The sequence below is a fragment of the Bordetella ansorpii genome (assembly GCF_900078315.1).
Classification (GTDB): Bacteria; Pseudomonadota; Gammaproteobacteria; order Burkholderiales; family Burkholderiaceae_B; genus Bordetella; species Bordetella ansorpii.
The window spans coordinates 165748-185184 of sequence record NZ_FKBS01000002.1 but is presented as its reverse complement, the minus strand read 5'-3'; the positions used below and the strand labels follow the sequence as shown (position 1 = coordinate 185184).

Annotated in this window: 13 protein-coding genes, 1 tRNA gene and 1 other RNA gene; 11 read left to right on the top strand and 4 right to left on the bottom strand. The window is 68.8% G+C overall.

Features of this window, described 5'->3' with window-relative positions:
- Positions 1–29: 29 nt before the first annotated feature.
- Positions 30–1223: an acyl-CoA dehydrogenase gene (locus A7W11_RS00805; RefSeq protein ID WP_066406469.1), complete on the bottom strand. Its 1194-nt coding sequence runs from the start codon at positions 1221–1223 to the stop codon at positions 30–32.
- 85 nt (positions 1224–1308) lie between these two features.
- On the bottom strand, positions 1309–3009 hold the full coding sequence (locus A7W11_RS00800; RefSeq protein ID WP_066406468.1) for a thiamine pyrophosphate-binding protein: 1701 nt from the start codon (positions 3007–3009) through the stop codon (positions 1309–1311).
- 135 nt (positions 3010–3144) lie between these two features.
- On the opposite strand from A7W11_RS00800, the gene A7W11_RS00795 reads away from it, so the two are divergent.
- The 5 genes from A7W11_RS00795 to A7W11_RS00775 all read left to right on the top strand — a co-directional run bounded on the left by A7W11_RS00795 (position 3145) and on the right by A7W11_RS00775 (position 6769).
- Positions 3145–4035 (top strand): LysR substrate-binding domain-containing protein, encoded by an 891-nt coding sequence (locus tag A7W11_RS00795; RefSeq protein ID WP_066406658.1) that lies wholly within the window; start codon positions 3145–3147, stop codon positions 4033–4035.
- A 27-nt stretch (positions 4036–4062) separates the two neighbouring features.
- A complete protein-coding gene (gene xerD, locus A7W11_RS00790) occupies positions 4063–4992 on the top strand; it encodes a site-specific tyrosine recombinase XerD (protein ID WP_066406466.1) in 930 nt (309 codons plus the stop codon).
- A 100-nt stretch (positions 4993–5092) separates the two neighbouring features.
- Positions 5093–5581 carry a Cys-tRNA(Pro) deacylase gene (gene ybaK / locus A7W11_RS00785; RefSeq protein ID WP_066406464.1) on the top strand — a complete coding sequence of 163 codons (489 nt, stop codon included), beginning with the start codon at positions 5093–5095 and terminating at the stop codon, positions 5579–5581.
- Between the two features lie 139 nt (positions 5582–5720).
- On the top strand, positions 5721–6299 hold the full coding sequence (locus A7W11_RS00780) for a DJ-1/PfpI family protein (RefSeq protein WP_066406462.1): 579 nt from the start codon (positions 5721–5723) through the stop codon (positions 6297–6299).
- Between the two features lie 89 nt (positions 6300–6388).
- Positions 6389–6769, top strand: a complete 381-nt coding sequence (locus A7W11_RS00775; protein WP_066406459.1) for a ribbon-helix-helix domain-containing protein — start codon at positions 6389–6391, stop codon at positions 6767–6769.
- 95 nt (positions 6770–6864) lie between these two features.
- On the opposite strand, the gene pbpG is transcribed toward A7W11_RS00775, so the two are convergent.
- Both pbpG and A7W11_RS00760 read right to left on the bottom strand, forming a co-directional pair.
- Positions 6865–8205 (bottom strand): D-alanyl-D-alanine endopeptidase, encoded by a 1341-nt coding sequence (gene pbpG, locus A7W11_RS00770; RefSeq protein WP_412778690.1) that lies wholly within the window; start codon positions 8203–8205, stop codon positions 6865–6867.
- Positions 8206–8461: 256 nt separating this feature from the next.
- Positions 8462–8536, bottom strand: a tRNA-Arg gene (locus A7W11_RS00760).
- A gap of 199 nt (positions 8537–8735) precedes the next feature.
- Here A7W11_RS00760 and A7W11_RS00755 point away from each other — a divergent pair.
- The 6 genes from A7W11_RS00755 to dnaX all read left to right on the top strand — a co-directional run bounded on the left by A7W11_RS00755 (position 8736) and on the right by dnaX (position 19423).
- Positions 8736–9941 carry an MFS transporter gene (locus A7W11_RS00755; protein ID WP_066406451.1) on the top strand — a complete coding sequence of 402 codons (1206 nt, stop codon included), beginning with the start codon at positions 8736–8738 and terminating at the stop codon, positions 9939–9941.
- A gap of 3 nt (positions 9942–9944) precedes the next feature.
- The gene (locus A7W11_RS28955) at positions 9945–10076 is read left to right on the top strand and encodes a hypothetical protein (RefSeq protein ID WP_268874721.1); all 132 of its coding nucleotides are present in this window, start codon (positions 9945–9947) and stop codon (positions 10074–10076) included.
- A gap of 151 nt (positions 10077–10227) precedes the next feature.
- A complete protein-coding gene (locus A7W11_RS00750; RefSeq protein ID WP_066406449.1) occupies positions 10228–12909 on the top strand; it encodes a PD-(D/E)XK nuclease family protein in 2682 nt (893 codons plus the stop codon).
- Positions 12910–12937: 28 nt separating this feature from the next.
- The gene (locus A7W11_RS00745) at positions 12938–16390 is read left to right on the top strand and encodes a UvrD-helicase domain-containing protein (protein WP_066406448.1); all 3453 of its coding nucleotides are present in this window, start codon (positions 12938–12940) and stop codon (positions 16388–16390) included.
- 339 nt (positions 16391–16729) lie between these two features.
- Positions 16730–16827, top strand: an RNA gene (gene ffs, locus A7W11_RS00740) — signal recognition particle sRNA small type.
- Positions 16828–17062: 235 nt separating this feature from the next.
- Positions 17063–19423 (top strand): DNA polymerase III subunit gamma/tau, encoded by a 2361-nt coding sequence (gene dnaX, locus A7W11_RS00735; RefSeq protein WP_066406443.1) that lies wholly within the window; start codon positions 17063–17065, stop codon positions 19421–19423.
- Positions 19424–19437: the final 14 nt, after the last annotated feature.

The following is a 19437-nucleotide window of genomic DNA, read 5'->3' as shown; positions in this document are numbered from 1 at the left end:
CCGCCTGCTTTCCACCTGCTACCGGACGATCAGCTGAACGCCTGGATGCCGGTCTGGGCGCGGCCCAGGATCAGCGCGTGCACGTCGTGCGTGCCTTCGTAGGTGTTGACCACTTCCAGGTTGACCAGATGGCGGGCCACGCCGAACTCGTCGGAGATGCCGTTGCCGCCCAGCATGTCGCGGGCCAGGCGGGCGATGTCCAGCGCCTTGCCGCACGAGTTGCGCTTCATGATCGAGGTGATTTCCACCGCGGCCGTGCCTTCGTCCTTCATGCGGCCCAGGCGCAGGCAGCCTTGCAGGCCCAGCGTGATCTCGGTCTGCATGTCGGCCAGCTTCTTCTGGATCAGCTGGTTGGCGGCCAGGGGACGGCCGAACTGCTTGCGGTCCAGGGTGTATTGGCGGGCGGTGTGCCAGCAGGCTTCCGCGGCGCCCAGGGCGCCCCAGGCGATGCCGTAGCGGGCCGAGTTCAGGCAGGTGAAGGGGCCGCGCAGGCCGGACACGCCGGGCATCATCTGGTCGTCCGGGATCTCGACCTCGTCCATCACGATTTCGCCGGTGATCGAGGCGCGCAGGCCGACCTTGCCGTGGATGGCGGGGGCGGTCAGGCCCTTCATGCCCTTTTCCAGGATGAAGCCGCGGATCTTGCCGTCGAACTCGCCGCCGACGCACTTGGCCCACACGACGAACACGTCGGCGATGGGCGAGTTGGTGATCCACATCTTGTTGCCGCTGACGCGGTAGCCGCCGGCGGTCTTGGTGGCGCGGGTTTCCATGCCGTTGGGGTCGGAGCCGTGGTTGGGCTCGGTCAGGCCGAAGCAGCCGATCCACTGGCCCGAGGCCAGCTTGGGCAGGTACTTCTGCTTCTGCGCTTCGCTGCCGAATTCATTGATCGGCACCATCACCAGCGAGGACTGCACGCTCATCATCGAGCGGTAGCCCGAGTCGACGCGCTCGACTTCACGGGCGATCAGGCCGTAGCTGACGTAGTTCAGGCCGGCGCCGCCGTATTCGACGGGGATGGTGGCGCCCAGCAGGCCCAGTTCGCCCATTTCGGCGAAGATCGCCGGATCGGTCTGCTCGTTGCGGAAGGCGTTCAGCACGCGCGGGCCCAGCTTGTCCTGCGAGTACGCGGCGGCGGCGTCGCGCACCATGCGTTCTTCGTCGGTCAGTTGCTGGTCCAGCAACAGGGGGTCTTGCCAGTGGAAAGAGGGCGAGGAGGACATACGTAAGGCTCCGTGAGGAATCCGGGAAAGTTGAAATCCGAACGATTGACGCGGCCCGCGCGCGTCCGGCGGGCCACTGGCGGGGTCAGCCCTTGGCTTGCAGGGCGGCCGCGCGGATCTTCTCCAGCGTGGTGCTGGGGCTGATGGTTTCGGGGTCGATGAGCAGATGCAGGATGGCGGGCTTGCCGCTGGCCATCGCGCGTTCCAGGGCCGGCGCGAATTGCTCGGTGGTTTCGACGCGTTCGCCGTAGCCGCCGAAGGCTTGCGCGTAGGCCGCGAAATCCGGGTTTTTCAGCACGGTGGCCGAGACGCGGCCGGGGTAGTGCTTTTCCTGGTGCATGCGGATGGTGCCGTACATGCCGTTGTCGATCAGCAGCACGATGATGGGCAGGTCGTACTGCACTGCCGTGGCGAATTCCTGGCCATGCATCATGAAGCAGCCGTCGCCTGCGAAGCAGATCACGGTTTTCTCGGGCTGCACGCGCTTGGCGCCCACGGCGGCCGGCAGGCCGTAGCCCATCGAGCCCGAGGTCGGGGCCAGTTGCGTGCCATAGTTGTTGAAGCGGTGGAAGCGGTGCAGCCAGGTGGCGTAGTTGCCCGCGCCGTTGGTCATGATGGCGTCGGCCGGCAGCACTTCTTCGAGGTGAGCCATGACGGCGCCCAGTTGCAGCTTGCCCGGCGTCTGGATCAGCGTGGGATCGCTCCACTTCAGGTAGGACTCGCGCATGGCCTTGGTGCCTTCGGCCCAGACCGGCGTGGTGGTGGGGGCGGGCAATGCGGACAGCGCGTCGACGAACGCGGTGGGCGAGGCGTTGATGGCCAGGTTGGCGCGATACACGCGGCCCAGTTCGGCGGCGTCGGGGTGCACGTGCACCAGCTTCTGGCGGGGCACCGGGATGTCCAGCAGCGTGTAGGCCTGGCTGGGGTTCTCGGACATGCGGCCGCCGATCAGCAGGATCAGGTCGGCTTCTTCCACGCGCTTGAGCAGGGCGGGGTTGATGCCCAGGCCCACGTCGCCGATGTAGCAGGGGTGGTCGGCCGGGAACAGCATCTGGCGGCGGAACGAGACGCCGACGGGCAACGCGTGGCGCTGCGCGAAATCGGCGAACTGCTGCACCGCGTGGGCGTCCCAGCGGGTGCCGCCCAGGATGGCGACCGGGTTGCTGGCGCCGGCCAGCAGGATCTCCAGCTCCTGGAGCTGACGTGCGGCAGGGGCGGTCTCGATGACTTCGTAATGGGGCGCGTCGGCCACGCTGGCCATTTCGGTCAGCATGTCTTCCGGCAGCGCGATGACCACGGGGCCGGGACGGCCCGAGGTGGCGATGTGGAACGCGCGCGAGATCAGTTCGGGAATGCGTTCGACCTGGTCGATCTCGGTGGCCCACTTGCACTGCGTGCCGAACACCGCGCGGTAGTCCATTTCCTGGAAGGCTTCGCGCTCGCGCATGCCGCGTTCGATCTGGCCCACGAACAGGATCATGGGCGCCGAATCCTGCTGGGCGATATGCACGCCGGCCAGCGCGTTCGAGGCGCCGGGGCCGCGCGTGACCATGCAGATGCCGGGTTCGCCGGTGAGCTTGCCATAGGCGTCCGCCATCATGGCCGCGCCGCCTTCCTGGCGGCACACGGTGACCTCGATCTGGGCATCGTGCAGGCCGTCCAGCACGGCGAGATAACTTTCGCCGGGAACACAGAAGACATGTTTGACGCCGTGGGCGGCCAGTTGGTCGACCAGGATGTGTCCACCCAGACGGGCGGCTTGCGCGGAGTTGGCTTGTTGGGTCATGGCTGAGCAGGAAAAGGACATTCGAGCATAGTGTGCCTGCCATGCACAATGCAATTGATAAAATTGCACAATGTTTTGACCTACGCGAACGTCGAAAGCGTGCTGCGCCGCACCACCGGCATTGCCTCTATCCGCATGAGAAACGGTATCCCCAACCTGAGCGCCCTGCAGGCGTTCGAAGCGTCCGCCCGCCTGGGCAGCTTTTCCCGCGCAGCCGAAGAGCTGGCGTTGACGCACAGCGCCGTCTATCGCCAGGTGGCCAGCCTGGAGGCCCGCCTGGGCGTGCAACTGTTCACCCGGGTGCGGCGCCGCATCGTGCTGACCGATCACGGCGCCGAGTACGCCGGACGCATCCGCCATCACCTTGACCAGATCGAGAAGGACACCTTCGGGCTGGTCAGCCGCACCGGCATGGGCCGCAGCCTCCACATCGCCGTGGTGCCCACGCTGGCCACCACCTGGCTGATTCCGCGGCTGGCCGCGTTCCAGCGCCAGCATCCGGACATCACCGTCAGCCTGTCGGTGCGCACGCTGCCGTTCCAGTTCAAGGACCATCCTTTCGACGCCGCGCTGTATCACGGCGACGGGCTGTGGCCCGGCACGCAGGGCGCGCTGCTGTTTCCAGAAGGCGAACTGGTGCCGGTATGCGCGCCCGCGCTGGCCGACGTCGCGAAGTCGCGCGGTGGCACGCTGGCCTTGCCGCACCTGCATCTGGCGTCGCGGCCGGATGCCTGGCGGCATTGGTACGAGGCCAATCGGCTGGCGTATGGTCCGAACGCCGCCGGCGGGCCGCGCTATGAATTGTTTTCCATGGTGATGGCCGCCGTGCAGGCCGGCCTGGGCGTGGGATTGATCCCCCGCTTCCTGGCGCGGCCCGCGCTGGACGCCGGTACGCTGGCCATGCCGGTGCCGTATGCGCTGGCGGTGCCGCAGGGCTACTTTTTCTGTTATCCACAGACCGACGATCGATCGGAGGCGCTGCGCGTGTTCGAGTCCTGGCTGAAGGCCGAGGCGGCCACGCCGTAGAATGCCCCCTCCAGCACTCACCTCATCATGTCCGCCAATGCTCCGCTGGCCTCGCAGGCCGATATCGACGCCTTCATCGATGCCGTCTGGCTGGAAGACGGCCTGGCCGCCAACACGCTGGCCGCCTATCGACGGGACTTGACCGCCTTCGCCGCCTGGGCCGAGAATCCGGCCGCCAGCGGCTGGCCCACGTCCGTCACCCTGGCGCAGGCCGAGACCGCGCACATCGAGGGCTGGTTCGCGGCGCGGTTCGAGGACAGCCGGCCCACCACGTCCAACCGCCGGCTGGCCGCGTTGCGGCGTTTCTATGCGTGGGCGCTGCGCGAGCACCGCAGCCCGCGCGATCCCTGCCTGACCCTGGTGGCGGCCAAGCAGCCGCCGCGCCTGCCCAAGACCCTGTCCGAAGCGCAGGTCGAGGCGCTGCTGACGGCCCCCGACCTGGACACCGCGCGCGGCCTGCGCGACCGAGCCATGCTGGAGACCCTGTACGCCACCGGGCTGCGCGTGACGGAACTGGTCGAGGTGCATGCCTTGAACGTCAGCCTGAACGAAGGTGTGGTGCGCGTGGTGCAGGGCAAGGGCGGCAAGGACCGCCTGGTGCCGCTGGGCGCGGAAGCCGCCCATTGGATCGAACGCTATCTGCGCGAGGCGCGCCCTGAATTGGCGGGGGCGCGTCCGTGCGATGCCCTGTTCGTCACCGCGCGCGCGCAGTCCATGACGAGGCAGGCCTTCTGGCAATTGGTGAAGAAGTACGCCCGGCTGGCCGACATCCATGCGCCGCTGTCGCCCCACGTGCTGCGCCATGCGTTCGCCACGCACCTGTTGAATCATGGCGCGGATCTGCGCGTGGTGCAGATGCTGCTGGGCCATGCGGATATTTCCACCACGCAGATCTACACGCACGTGGCGCGCGAGCGCCTGAAGGCGCTGCATGCGGCGCATCATCCTCGCGGGTAGGACCGGGGACGCGCCATTTGCACGCGCCGCGCGCCGTGCCTACACTTTGCGGCAACCCACGCGGGCGTACGATGCCCGCCGACGCCCGATACGAATTCCCATGAGCAAAGCCCGCCACGTTTCCGAGACGCCCGCCACCCAGTTCCTGAAGCAGCACAAGGTGGATTACACCGAGCATCCGTACGACTACGTCGACCACGGCGGCGCAGCGGAGTCGGCGCGGCAACTGCAGGTCGATCCGCACATCGTGGTCAAGACGCTTATCATGGAAGACGAGGACGCGCGTCCGCTGGTCGTGCTGATGCATGGCGACCGCGAGGTCTCCACCAAGAACCTGGCGCGCCAGGCCAACCTGAAGAAGGTCGCGCCCTGCAAGCCGGAGGTGGCGCAGCGGCATTCCGGGTATCAGGTGGGGGGCACCTCGCCGTTCGGCACACGCAAGCGCATGCCGGTGTGGGTCGAGGCCACCGTGCTGGAGTGCCCGCGCATCTACATCAACGGCGGGCGGCGCGGGTATCTGGTCAGTCTCGATCCGCGGGTGCTGGTGGCGTTGCTGGACGCGAAGTCCGTGAGCGTGGCGCTGGAATAGCGCGCCGTATCTGGCTGAGGTATTCCCATACCACCCCGTTGTCCGGGCTTCGGCGGACAATGGGTGAGCGATAAAACCAAGAAGAAATCGCGCTCTTTCGCGGCGTTTCCTCGCCGCGTCCACAGCTCCCGGAGACGACATGAGCAAGAAACTGCTGATGCTGGTCGGCGACTACGCCGAAGACTACGAAACCATGGTGCCGTTCCAGACCCTGCTGGCCGTGGGTCATACGGTCCATGCCGTGTGCCCCGACAAGAAGGCCGGCGACACCATCGCCACCGCGATCCACGATTTCGAAGGCGCGCAAACCTACAGCGAGAAGCCTGGGCACCGCTTCCAGCTGAACCACGATTTCGACAAGGCCGATCCCGGGAACTACGACGGCCTGGTCATTCCCGGCGGCCGCGCACCCGAGTATCTGCGCCTGGATCAACGCGTGCTCGACATCGTGCGGCACTTCGATCAGGCCGGCAAGCCCATCGCGGCCATCTGCCACGGCGCGCAACTGCTGGCGGCCGCGGATGTATTGAAGGGCCGCAAGTGCTCCGCCTATCCGGCCTGCGCGCCCGAAGTGCGTCTGGCGGGCGGCACGTATGCCGAGATCGGCATCGACCAGGCGCATACCGACGGCAACCTCGTCACCGCGCCCGCCTGGCCCGCGCACCCGGCGTGGATGGCGCAGTTCCTGGAAGTGCTGGGCACGCGGATTTCTCACTGAGCCGCGAGGTTTGGGGACGGGGCCGTCTTGCCGCCGTCCCTGCAAAAATCGTACAGTGGCCGGCAAGATCCCCGCGCCAGGAGCCACCCATGTGCGAAATCTTCATCCGGGCCGATCCCCGTTCGTATGCCCCCGAATCCCGCTCGCTGCGGCTGCATGGGGCGGCCACCAGCGTGCGGCTGGAACGGCTGTTCTGGGACGTGCTCGAAGAGCTTGCCGAGCGTGACGGCATGCGCGTCACGCAATTGATCGAGCGGCTGTACGACGAACTGATCGCCTATCGCGGGCAGGCGGCCAACTTCACCTCGTTCCTGCGGGTCTGCTGCCTGCGCTATCAGCTGTTGATGGCGCAGGGGCGTATCCCGGTGGACGCGGGCGTGGCGATCCGTTCGTTGGACGTGCAAGAGGTGCTGCGCGGCCTGGCGGATGATGAGGGCGAGGATACGAGGCTGCAAGCACGCGCCGCTTGATTCATCCCGCGTGCCCGCCATGAGAAAAGCCAGTCGCAGGACTGGCTTTTCTTTTGCATATCAACGCGCTCGTTGCCACGCGAGATGCAGGGGGCCTACAGCATCGCCACCTGGTTCTGCACGATGCGGCGGATGCGCACCGCATCGCCGATGCGCGACAGCTTGCCCTGCGAATCCAGCAGCACGATGGCGACGTCGCGGCCGTCGATGCGGGCCATCATCACCAGGCATTCGCCGGCTTCGCTGATGTAGCCGGTCTTGGACACCTTGATGTCCCAGTCGGGCTTGCGCACCAGCAGGTTGGTGTTGCGGAAGGTCTGCGTGCGCGTCTTGACCTCGACCTCGTACTCGGTGTCGGTGGAGTAGCGGTGGATCAACGGACGCTGCGAGGCGGCGCGCACCAGGCGGGCCAGGTCGCGCGGCGAGGACACGTTGCTGCTGGACAGGCCGGTGGGTTCGACGAAGTGGCTGCTGGACATGCCCAGCGCCTGCGCCTTCTGGTTCATGGCTTTCACGAAGGCCGGCAGGCCGCCTGGATAGTGGCGGGCCAGCGCGTGCGCCGCGCGGTTTTCCGAGGACATCAGGGCCAGGTGCAGCATGTCGCCGCGGTTGAGCTGCGTGCCCACCACCAGGCGCGAACTGCTGTGCTTGAGCGTGTCGACGTCGTCTTCCGAGATCTCCAGCATCTCGTCCATCGGCAGGTTGGCGTCCACCACCACCAGCGCGGTCATCAGCTTGGAGATGGAGGCGATCGGACGCACCACGTTCTCGTTCTTGGCGAACAGCACGTCGGACGTTTCGAGATCCTGCACATAGGCGGTGCTGGAACGCAGCGCGGCGATGTCGGCGTGCGGGTTCGCGGCGGCGGCCACCTCGGTGGGGTCGGCCACGGCCTTGTGCGCGATGGCCTTCATGCGCGGCGAGGATTTCGAGGCGGTCCGGGCCGCTTCGCGTTCGGCGGCGCGCTTGTTCCTGGCGGCCTTGGGCGGCGTGTAGTCGTCACGGCTCATCGTGGCGCTCATCGCCGGCTTCCTGGCGCTGGACTTGGACGCTGTCTTGGACGACGCGGTCTTGCTGGAAGCAGCTTTGCTGGAAGCGGTCTTGGTGGACGCCGCCTTGGAAGCCGCGCCGTTCTTCGACGAAGACTTTGCCGGGCGCTTGGCGGCCGTTTTCGATGCAGTCTTGGCGGACGCCTTTTGTTTCTTTGCGCTCGCGGCCTCGGTGGTCTTGCCGGACTTGGCCTGCGACGATTTGCCGGAAGCGGACTTGCTGGAGGCGGACTGTTCCTGCTTATGCTTCTTGCAGGCCGTGGAAGACGGCTTGCTCTTGCACGGATCCGCGGTGGCTGCCTGCGCCTGCGCCGAAAAGAGCGCGCCAGCGGCTATCGACAGGGTGGCTGCCGCCGTCGCGATTGCGCGAATCCATTGAGAAGCCATAGTGTAAGCAGATCCGGAATCTGTATTGAAATATTGCGCCACCGATGCCTGGATGCAGGTGAAAATTTCCAGGCAAATTAGTGAGTTACGTGCGGAATTTAAACAGACTTTTAAGCTGTTCCGCAAGTGTGTCGCACATCATTGCACACTTTTAATCGGGTCCGTATTGCAGATGCGCAAAAGCATCCCGCAGTGCGCGAGGCAGTCAGCGGGTGGCCAGGAGAAGACGAGGGGGGAGGAATGCGCGCAGGAGGGGTGGCCTCGCCGGGTGGAATCGAACCACCAATTGACCCTTAGGAGGGGCCGGTTATATCCATTTAACTACGGCGAGACGCCGCGCGAGGCCGCGCGGAAAGACCGCAAGTTTACCAGCACGTTCCGCCGCGCGCGCAGGCGGCATCTCGGGTCCGCGACAGGGACATCCCGCGCCTGGCCCGGGCGCGGCGCTATGATGGCGATCGTCCCGTCCGCCGCGGGGGGGCTCCGAGGAGGGAGCGCCGCCGAATCACAATATCCACAAGGCTGGTGTCATGCCGCAATCCGAATCCGCCTCGTTGCGCATCGTCGCGCTGGGTACGCTCGTCGTCCTGCTGGCCATGGGGGTGCGCGCCACCTTCGGGCTGTTCATGCCGCCCATGGGGCTGGCGCATGACTGGGGACGCGAGGTCTTTTCCATGGCGTTCGCCCTGCAGAACCTGGTGTGGGGCGTCGCCTGTATCTTCATGGGCATCATGGCCGACCGCTACGGCTCGGGGCGCACCATCGCGCTGGGCGCGGTGCTGTACGCGCTGGGCATGATCGGCACGCGCTACGCGGGCGACGAGATTTCGCTGTATCTCAGTGCCGGTCTGCTGGTCGGTCTGGGCCAGGCCGGCACGACCTTTCCGGTGATCCTGCCCATCGTGGCCCGTTCGGTGCCGCCGGCGCAGCGCAGCACCGCCATGGGCATCGCCAGCGCGGGCGGTTCGATGGGGCAGTTCGTGGTGGTGCCGTCCGGCCAGTTCATGATCGACGGCCTGGGTTGGCAGCCCACGCTGTGGATCCTGTCGCTGTTCGTGGCCGCGGCGGTGCCGATGGCCTGGTATCTGCGCGGCCGCGCCACGCACACGGCCACGGGGCCGCAGCAGTCGCTGGGGGCCGCGGTGCGCCAGGCCATGGGGCACAAGTCGTTCCACTTCCTGTTCTGGAGCTACTTCGTCTGCGGGTTCCATACCGCCTTCGTCACGCTGCATTTGCCTGCCTTCGTGCAGGATGCGGGCCTGAACGCCGGCCACGGCGCCACCGCCATCGCGCTGATCGGCCTGTTCAACATCTTCGGCTCGTTCTACGCCGGCAAGCTGGGCGGGCGGTTCAGCAAGAAGCGATTGCTGGCCATCGTCTATTTCATGCGCGCCTTCGGCATCATGCTGGTGCTGGCCGTGCCCCTGACGCCGGCCGTGCTCTACGTGTTCGCGGCCTGGATGGGCCTGTTCTGGCTGGGCACCGTGCCGCTGACGCAGGGCCTGATCGGCCAGATCTATGGCCTGCGCTATGCGGCAACGCTGTCGGGCATCGTGTTCCTGGGCCACCAGATCGGCAGCTTCATCGGCGTCTGGCTGGGTGGCTACGCCTATGCGCGCAACGGCAACTACGACCTGGTGTGGTGGCTGTCGATCGCCCTGGCCATCGTGGCCGCCTTGCTGTGCCTGCCGGTGAAGGAACAGCCTGTCGGCCAGCCGGCCGTGCAAGGGGCCTGAGCCATGCGCGCCCGGACCTGGCGCTGGGTGGGCGGGGCGGTCCTGGCCGTCGTGCTGGCGCTGGCCTTCGTCGGCCATCTCACCCCCAGCCTGCGCGTCAGTTGGGAAACGCTGGCCGCGCTCTGCGGGTTCTAGCGGGCTGTTCCATGGATACGCCGGCGCACCGCGGCGGTATCCTGTCGGCTTTGCGATTTCGTCCGCGATGCCCGCAGGCATCGTGACGACGTGCCACGCCGCCGTCATCCGGCGCGTGCATGCCGGCGCAGCTTTCTGACCGCAACCCGCCATGATCCACGACCCCTCCGCGCGCACTGCCATCGGCCTGGACGAAGCCGCCGCGCTGCCCGCCGCCGACACGCTGATCCTTACCGTCAACAACCGCCTGGCGCGCCGGCTGGTGCTCGATCTTGCCGGACTGCTGCGGCGCGACCGCCAGGTCAGCGAACTGCCGCGCGTGATGCCGCTGTCGGCCTGGCTGGGCGAGGCCGCGGATGAACTGGCGTTCGTGGAGGGCGCCGTACTGCCCGCGTATCGCCTGGATGCCTTCGCGGCGCAGATGATGTGGGTCGATGCGATCGATCACGAAGAGGCCGACCGCGTGCTGCTGGACACCGTGCAGGCCGCCCGGCTGGCGGCCGACGCCGATGCCTTGATGGACGAATGGCGCCTGCAGGTGCCGCAGGGCGCCGATACCGATGAATACCGCGGGTTCTCGCGCTGGCGGGCGCGCTACCGGCAACGCCTGGACGAGATCGATGCGGAGGATGCCAGCCGCATCTACGAGCGCGTGTTGTCGGCGTTGCAGGACGGCACCCTGCCGGCCTCGCCCCATGTGGTGCTGGCGGGTTTCACGGAAGTGTCGCCTCGCTTCGAGGCCTTGCTGTCGGCCTTGCAGGCAGGGGGCTCGCAATTGCGGTGGCTGAGCGACGCGCAGCGCGACGCCGCCATCCCGGGCCGTTTCGGTGCGCACGACCGAGGCGCGGAGTGGCGCAGCGCCGCCGCCTGGGCCGCGCGGCGGCTGGCCGAGCATCCCGAAGGCCGCTACGCCATCGTGTCCGCCCAGCTCGAGGATGAGTCGCCGTTCGCGCGCCGCGTGCTGGGGCGTGCGCTGGCGCCGGGCGGATTCGCCTTCAACGTGGCGGTGGGCCGGCCCCTGTCGGAATGGCCCGCCGTGCGCGCGGCGCTGGCGTGGCTCGAGGCGCTGGCGCGCATGGACGAGGCCGATGGCGCCGAGACCGCCATGATGGGCGCGGCCTTGCTGGCCGGCCATTGCGCTGGCGACGTGCGCGAGGCGGCGTGGCATGCCGGCGCCGATGCGCGCTGGCGGCGCAACGGCGTGCCCATGCTGTCCCAGCCGCATTGGCTGCGCAACATGGCCGGCAGTGCGCTGGCCGAGGCCTGGCCGCGCGCCATGCAAGCCTGGCGCGCCGTGCCGGGCGGCCAGGGCTTCGCCACCACCGACGCCTGGATGCCCGTGATGCGCGCGGCGCTGGGCGCGCTGGGCTATCCGGGCGAGCGCGCATTGGACAGCGTGGGCTATCAGGTGGTGGGGGCGTTCGGCGAACTGCTGGGCCGCTTCGGCGCCCTGGCGCCGGCTGCCGGCCGTCTGGGCGGAATGGCCGCGGTGCGCCTGCTGGCGCGCGCGGCGGACGCCACCACGTTCCAGCCGCAGCGCGATCCGATGGCGCGGCTCGACGTGCTGGGCCTGCTCGAAGCCGAGGGCGGATCCTGGGATGGCATCTGGATCCTGGGGCTGACCGACGACGTGCTGCCCGCCTCGCCCAAGCCCAATCCGCTCTTGCCGCTGGCCGTGCTGCGGGCCGCGGGCGCGCCGCGCGCCACGCCCGAGCGCGAGCGCCAGTGGGCCGAGGCCATGTATGCCGCGCTGTGCACCTGCGCGCCCGAGATCATCGTCAGCCACGCGCATACCGAAGGCGAGCGCGAGCTGCGCCCGTCGCCGTTGATCGCCGATCTGGCCGAGACAGGATGGCAACCCGGCGGCGTCGCCGCCGAGGCCCCGTTGCCGCAGCAGGCGCTGGACGACGAACGCGGCCCGCCGTTGCCCGCGCCCACGGGCGATGGGCCGGCTGCCGGCGCGCGCGGCGGCCTGGACGTGCTGGACACGCAGGCGCGCAATCCGCTGTGGGCCTTCGTGCGCCATCGCCTGGGCGGCCGCGCGATGGCCGATTACGCCGAAGCCTCGGCCATGAGCGTGCGCGGGCAGTTTCTGCATGGCGCGCTGGAGCAGGTGTGGCGCATGGTGCAGGATCAGGAGCGCCTGCATGAACTGATCGCCGAAGGCCGCCTGGCGGCGCTGGTCGACCAGGCGATCGCGCAGTCCGCCGACGAGACGCTGAAGGACTATCCCGAGGCGTTGCGCACGCTGGAGTGCGCCCGCGCCGCCACGGTGCTGGGCAACTGGCTGGACGTCGAGGCGCAGCGCACGCCGTTCGGCATCGATCAGGTCGAAGGCGAGCACACGTGGTCGCGCGGCGCGCTGACGCTGAAGGTGCGGCTGGACCGCATGGATCGCCTGCCCGATGGCCGTGGCGTCATCGTCGACTACAAGACGGGCATGTCGCCCGGCAACCCCGAATCCGACTGGTCGCGCATGCGGCCCGTGAACCTGCAATTGCCGTTCTACGCGTCGGTGCTGGCGGGTGAACAGCCCGAGGCCGGCGTGGCAGCCCTGGTGCTGGCGCAGATCCACGCCCGCCAGGTGGCCGCGCAGGGCTTGACCGACGCCGACCTGGGCCTGGAGGGCGTGACTGCCGCCGATGCCAGCAAGGCCTTCGAGGGCCGGGCCTGGACGGACATCCTGGCGCGCTGGCGCGGGGCCATCGAAGGCCTGGCCGATGAGTACGCCAGCGGCTACGCCGCGAACTTCGCGGCGCGGCCGGATGATCTGAAGTATTGCGATGCCATGCCGTTCCTGCGGCTGAACCTGGAAGTGGAGGACGAGGCATGACCCGTTTCGCACAAAGGAGGTTGCCTCGATGAGCTCGCGCCAGCCTTCCGATCACCTGGCCCGCGCTCGCGCGCTGGATCCCTCGCAGTCCTTTCTGGTGCAGGCGCCCGCGGGCTCGGGCAAGACCGAACTGCTGACCGACCGCATCCTGGCGCTGCTGGCCACCGTCGAGCGGCCCGAGGAGATCGTCGCCATCACGTTCACGCGCAAGGCGGCCTCCGAGATGCACGCGCGCGTGCTGGGCAAGCTGCGCGATGCCCTGTCCCCGCCGCCCGACAGCGAGCATGGCCGGCGCAGCTGGGAACTGGCCCGCGCTGCCCTGGCGCGCGACGACGAGAAGGGTTGGAAGCTGCTGCGTCATCCGGCACGGCTGGCGATCCGCACCATCGACTCGTTCTGCGCGGGCCTGGTGCGCGGCATGCCATGGCTATCCGAACTGGGTGGCATGCCGCAGATCGCCGACGACTCGGCCGCGCACTACGATGCCGCGGCGCGCGCCACGCTGGATCTGGCCGAGGATTTCGAGGCCGTGCGCATCCTGTTGGCGCACCTGGACGTGGACACGCTGGCCGCGCGCGAGGCCCTGGCCGGCATGCTGGGCCAGCGCGACCAATGGCTGCCGCTGCTGCAGCATGGCAGCGACCGCGAGGCCCTGCAGGATGCTCTGGCGCAAGCCATTTCCGAAGACCTGGCGGTGGCGCTTGCCGCCATGCCGCCAGGTTGGCAGCGCGCATTGAGCGGCCCCGCGCGCATGGCCGCAGCCACGTTGGACGAGGGCGGTCCGGACCATCGCCTGGCCGCGCTGCGCGATTGGCACGACGAGCTGTACGCGGATGCCGGCATGCTCGATGCCTGGCAGGCGCTGGCGCACCTGCTGTTGACCGCGGACGGCAAGCTGCGCAGCCCGCGCGGCGTGAACAAGAACCTGGGTTTCCCGGCCAAATGCGGGCACAAGGCGCCGTTCACCGATTGGCTGGAGTCGGCTGATCCGTCGGCCAGCTGGATCGCCGCGCTGGACGCCTTGCGCACCGTGCCTCCCGCGCAGTTCACCGATGAGCAATGGCGTGTGCTGGGCGCGCAACTGATGACGCTGAAGCTGGCGGTGGCGCAGTTGCACGTGCGTTTCGCCGAAACCGGCGAGGTCGATTTCATCGAGATCGCGCAGCGCGCCGCCAGGGCGCTGGGCACGTCGGACGATCCCGGAGAATTGCTGCTGAAGCTGGATGCGTCCATCCGCCATCTTCTGATCGACGAGTTCCAGGACACCAGCGTCACGCAGAACAAGCTGCTGACCACGCTGACCGCGGGATGGCAGCCCGGTGACGGCCGCACGCTGTTCCTGGTGGGCGACCCCATGCAGTCCATCTACCGCTTCCGCAAGGCCGAGGTGGGGCTGTTCTTGCAGGCGGCGCAAGAGGGCATAGGCGAAATCCGGCCGGACTTCCTTCATCTGACCGACAACTTCCGCTCGCAGGCCGGCGTGGTCGAGTGGGTCAACGATGTCTTCCGCACCTTGCTGCCGGCCGAGAACAACGCCGCCGCGGGGGCTATTTCGTACACCGATTCGCGCGCCTTCAACGAGGCCTTGGACGGCACGGCAGTCCAGTTCCACGGTGCATTCGGAGCCCCCGGCACCGGGCAATCCGAGGAGGAGGCCGAACGCCTGGCCCTGCGATTGGTGCGCGAGGCGTTTGCGAATGCCGATCCGCGCAGCAAGCATCCCGTGGCCATCCTGGTGCGCGCGCGCGGTCATCTGGGCCAGTTGGTGCGCCGCCTGACGCAAGAGGGCATTGCTTGCCGCGCGGTCGAACTGGTGCCGCTGGCGCAGCGCGAAGTGGTGTCCGATCTGGTGCAACTGGTGCGCGCCTTGGCGCATCCGGCCGACCGCCTGGCGTGGCTGTCCGTGCTGCGCGCGCCCTGGTGCGGCCTGACGCTGGATGCGCTGCATGGCCTGTTCGGCCACGACCTGGCGGCGCCGGTGCCCACTTTGCTGGCCAACGCCCTGCGTGAAGATGCCTCGCCGGCGCCTGCCTCCGACGCGCCGCAGATGGGCCTGTTCGACGCGCCGCAGGTTCAGCCCTGCCGGGCAGCGCAACTGCTGCCCGAGGCCGAACTGCGCCGCCTGCGCCACGTGGCCGGCATCCTGCTGGACGAGGCCAACCGTGCCGGAGCGTTGCCGCTGGCCGCCTGGCTCGAATCCTTGTGGCGGCGCCTGGGCGGTCCGGCCCTGTACGCCGACGCCAGCGCCGCGGAGGATGCGGAAAGCCTGTTCCTGCTGCTGGAGCGGCTGTCGCCGCACGGTGGCCTGGACCCGGCTCGGCTGGATACCGCGCTGGCGCGCCTGTATGCGGCGCCCGCGCCGACGGACGAGGCGCAGGGCGGGGTAGTCGAGATCATGACCATGCACAAGTCCAAGGGCCTGCAGTTCGACACGGTGATCCTGTTCGGCCTGCACAAGGCGCCGCGCGGCGACCGCGCGCCGCTGGTCAGCTTCGAGCAGACCCGGGATCGCGTGCTGTTCGGCCCGGCCAAGCCGCGTGCCGAGCGCGAGCCCGATCCGATCTCGCGCTATCTGATGCAGCGCGAGCAGCGCCGCGCCTCGTACGAGACCGACCGCCTGTTGTACGTGGCCGCGACCCGCGCGCGCCACCGCCTGCACCTGATCGCCCACGTTGCCGTGGATCCGGCTTCGGGCCAATCCAAGCCGCCGATGGCCAGCAGCCTGCTGGCGCGCCTGTGGAACAAGTTGCCCGATGCCAGCAGGCAGCCGCCGCCGGACTGGAAGCCGCTGGATGACGACACCACTGCCGACACCACGGCGGTGCGTGGCCGTCCGTTGCGCCGCCTGGCGGACGAGGGCATCACGCGCCTGGCCACCCGGCCCCGCACCGCCGCCAATCCGGGCTTCGCCATGCCGCCCGCCGGCGCACGCCAATGGAACCAGGGCGCGGACCATCCCGCCTGGCAACTGGAAGCGGCCTACGACGCCGCCATCGGCACCTTGGCGCACGCCTGGCTTGCCCGCATCGGCCAGGACGGCCTGTCCGCCTGGCCCGCCGCCTCGCTGCAATCGCGCCTGCCGCTGCTGCGCAAGCAACTGACGCGTGCCGGCGTCCCGGCCCCCCTGGCCGCCGACGCCGCCCAGTCCGTGCTGGACACCCTGACCGCAACCCTGTCCCATGACCGTGGCCAGTGGCTCCTCTCCCAATCCGGCGCCCGCCGCGAGTGGCCCCTGATCGACGCGACCGGCAAGGTCTCGGTGATCGACCTCGCCCTGAGCACGGAAGACGGCTGGCTGATCGTCGACTACAAGACGGGCCGCCCCCATCCTGGAGAGCCGGAGCCCGTTTTCGCCGAACGCATGCGCCAGCGCCACGGCGACCAGTTGGAGCGCTACTGCCGCCAGGTCACGGCCCTGGATGGCAGAAAGGCGAGGGCGGCGCTGTACTTCCCGAGGGCGAAGTTGTGGTTGGACCTGTGACCCGAAGCGACCAGAGGATTGGATAAACGCCGGCGACCGGTACATGCCAGCCTGGCAGCCGACTCCGCTGTTTCCAGAGAGCAATTCCAGTCACGGGCGCCATGCGCCACCTCAAGGCAATCCGCTTGCACGACCCAAGAACACGCCCCAGACCCAGGCGCCATGCGCCAACTCCCTCCCCCTAAGGGGGGAGGGCCGGGGAGGGGGTTCCCATCAAGCTCCCTCCCCCTCGGGGGGGGAGGGTTGGGGCGGGGGCCCAACAGAGTGGCCCCCTGGGGCCCGCCGACATGAATTCGTCGAAGAAACGGGCGTCCAGCCCGTTCTGCTAGAATTCATGTCGACGGGCCCCTTCGCATGGTTCGGCGGTGAACCTGGTCAGGTCGGGAACGAAGCAGCCATAGTCGTTTAGGATCAGTGCCGAAGTCAGGCTCGTCATCCGGTTTCTCCAAAGGGGGCGCCGCGAAAAACGTGTAGCGGGATTCCAGGAATCCGTTGCGCGTTGGACGCGGTGCCCCTTTTGTCTTGTGGCCGGCTTGCCGTCGGGCAAATCACCCCCATCTGGGCGTGACATGCCCGGACACAGCCGTCCGACCTCGCCTGTCTCGCAGCGATCGGCGCGGTTCCGGCATCAGTGCGTCTTCACGCGCGCATAACTGGTTCTACAATCCGCCCATGACTTATCTGGTACTGGCCCGCAAGTGGCGCCCGCGATCGTTCGAGACCCTGGTGGGACAGGACCACGTGGTGCGCGCCCTCACGCACGCGCTGCAAACCCAGCGGCTGCATCACGCCTGGCTGTTTACCGGCACCCGCGGGGTCGGCAAGACCACGCTGTCGCGCATCCTGGCCAAGTCCCTGAACTGCGAGACGGGCATCACGCCCACGCCGTGCGGCCACTGCCGCGCCTGCACCGAGATCGATGCCGGCCGGTTCGTCGACTACCTCGAGCTCGACGCGGCCTCGAACCGCGGCGTCGAGGAAATGACCCAACTGCTCGAACAGGCGGTGTACGCGCCGGGCGCGGGACGTTTCAAGGTCTACATGATCGACGAAGTCCACATGCTGACCGGGCACGCGTTCAACGCCATGCTCAAGACGCTGGAAGAGCCGCCGCCGCACGTCAAGTTCATCCTGGCGACCACCGATCCGCAAAAGATTCCGGTGACCGTGTTGTCGCGCTGCCTGCAGTTCAACCTGAAGCAGATGCCGCCCGAGTCCATCGTCGGCCACCTGCAGGAAGTGCTGGGGCAGGAGACCATTCCCTTCGAGGTGCCCGCGCTGCGCCTGGTCGCGCAGGCCGCCGGCGGTTCGATGCGCGATGCGCTGTCGCTCACCGACCAGGCCATCGCCTACAGCGCCGGCAACCTCACCGAGGACGCCGTGCGCGGTATGCTGGGCACCATCGACCAGCGCCACCTGGTGCGCCTGCTCGAGGCGCTGGCCGGCGGCGATGCCACCGGCGTGCTGTCGGTGGCCGACGAACTGTCCACGCGCGGCCTGTCGTATGCGGGCGCGCTGGCCGATCTGTCGGTGCTGCTTTCAAAGGTGGCCATCGCCCAGCGCGTGCCGGGCGCCTTGCCCGCCGAGGATCCGCTCACGCAGGACATCGTGCGCCTGGGCGGGGTGCTGCATCCCGATGCGGTGCAACTGTTCTATTCCGTCGCCGTGCACAGCCGCGGCGAGCTCACGCTGTCGCCCGACGAATACGCCGGTTTTGTAATGGCCTGTCTGCGCATGCTGGCGCTCAACGGCGACGCGGGACCGGCCACGGCCCTGCAGACGCCGATGCCCACGCCGCAGGCGGTGTCCGCACCGGTCGCTGCTGCTGCCCCATCCGCGCCGGTCGCGGCCCCCGCGGCTGCTTTGCAGGCCTCTACGCCGCAAGCGTCGGCGGCGCCGCCCGCAGCGCAAACCGCGGCCGTGGCGCCGCCGGCCATTGCCCAGCATCCGTCGCCTGCAGCCTCCAGCGGTGCCGTCCCGGCGCCACTCGCATTCAGCCCGGTTTCCGCAGAGGCCTCTGTTTCAGCCGCCACAGACGCCGCCGTCTCGGCGGTCTCTTCGGCGGCCTCCGCTTCATCGGCCCCGATAGCGCCGCAGCCGTCTGCGGCGATCGCCAGTGCATCCGCCACGGCGTCCGGCACGGCTGCCAGCGCAGCGGCTCCCGCCGCCACGCCCGTACAGGCCCCGTCCGCACAAGACGTGCCGCCCTGGGAAGATCTGCCCGCACCGCAGGCGCAAGCCGCGGCCTCTGCGCAGCCACCCGCGATGCCGCAGCAAGCCTCTGCTGCCGCGTCAACCCGCGGCACGAACATGCCGTCCGCCGAAGCTGCCACGACGGCAGCCCAGGCCGCCGCCCCCGCCGCAAAGGCTTCGTCCTCCGAGCCGCCCGTCCTCGACATTCCCGACGAAGCCTATGCCGCCTCGCAGGACGATGGTCCGCCGCCCTATGACGACGGCCCCCCGGACTGGCACGGCGACAACATCCCCTACGACGCCGAAGCCTTCACGCCGGACCCCGACGACGAGTTCGAGACGCTGTCGCCCGGCGCCGCGCCCGCCGAACCGCGCGAAGCCCGTCCGGCGCCCGTACGCCGCCGCGCCTCGCGCGAAGGCGCCTCCCGTACTCCCCGCCTGACCGACATGTCGGCCGACGGCTGGCCGGAGCTGGCCGCCAGGCTGCCCGTCACGGGCCTGGCCGCCGAGCTGGCCAAGCAAAGCGAATGGGCCGGCGTGCAGGGCGATGCCGTCGTGCTGCGCGTGGCCGTGCGCACCTTGGCCGAAAGCGAAAGCCGCGTGCGCCTGCAGACGGTGCTGTGCGAACATTTCGGGCAGGGCCTGCGGCTGGAGATCCAGGTGGGCGCCACCGGCGACGGCACCGCGCACGCGGTGGCGCGCATCGAACGGGCCGCGCGCCAGCAGGCCGCCGAAGAAGCCGTGCAGGCCGACCCCTTCGTGCAGGCGCTCATCTCGCGCTTCGGCGCGCACGTGGTGCCCAATTCGGTGCGCCCCTCCGACACGCCGCCGGTGCACTGACGCGCCGCGGCTCC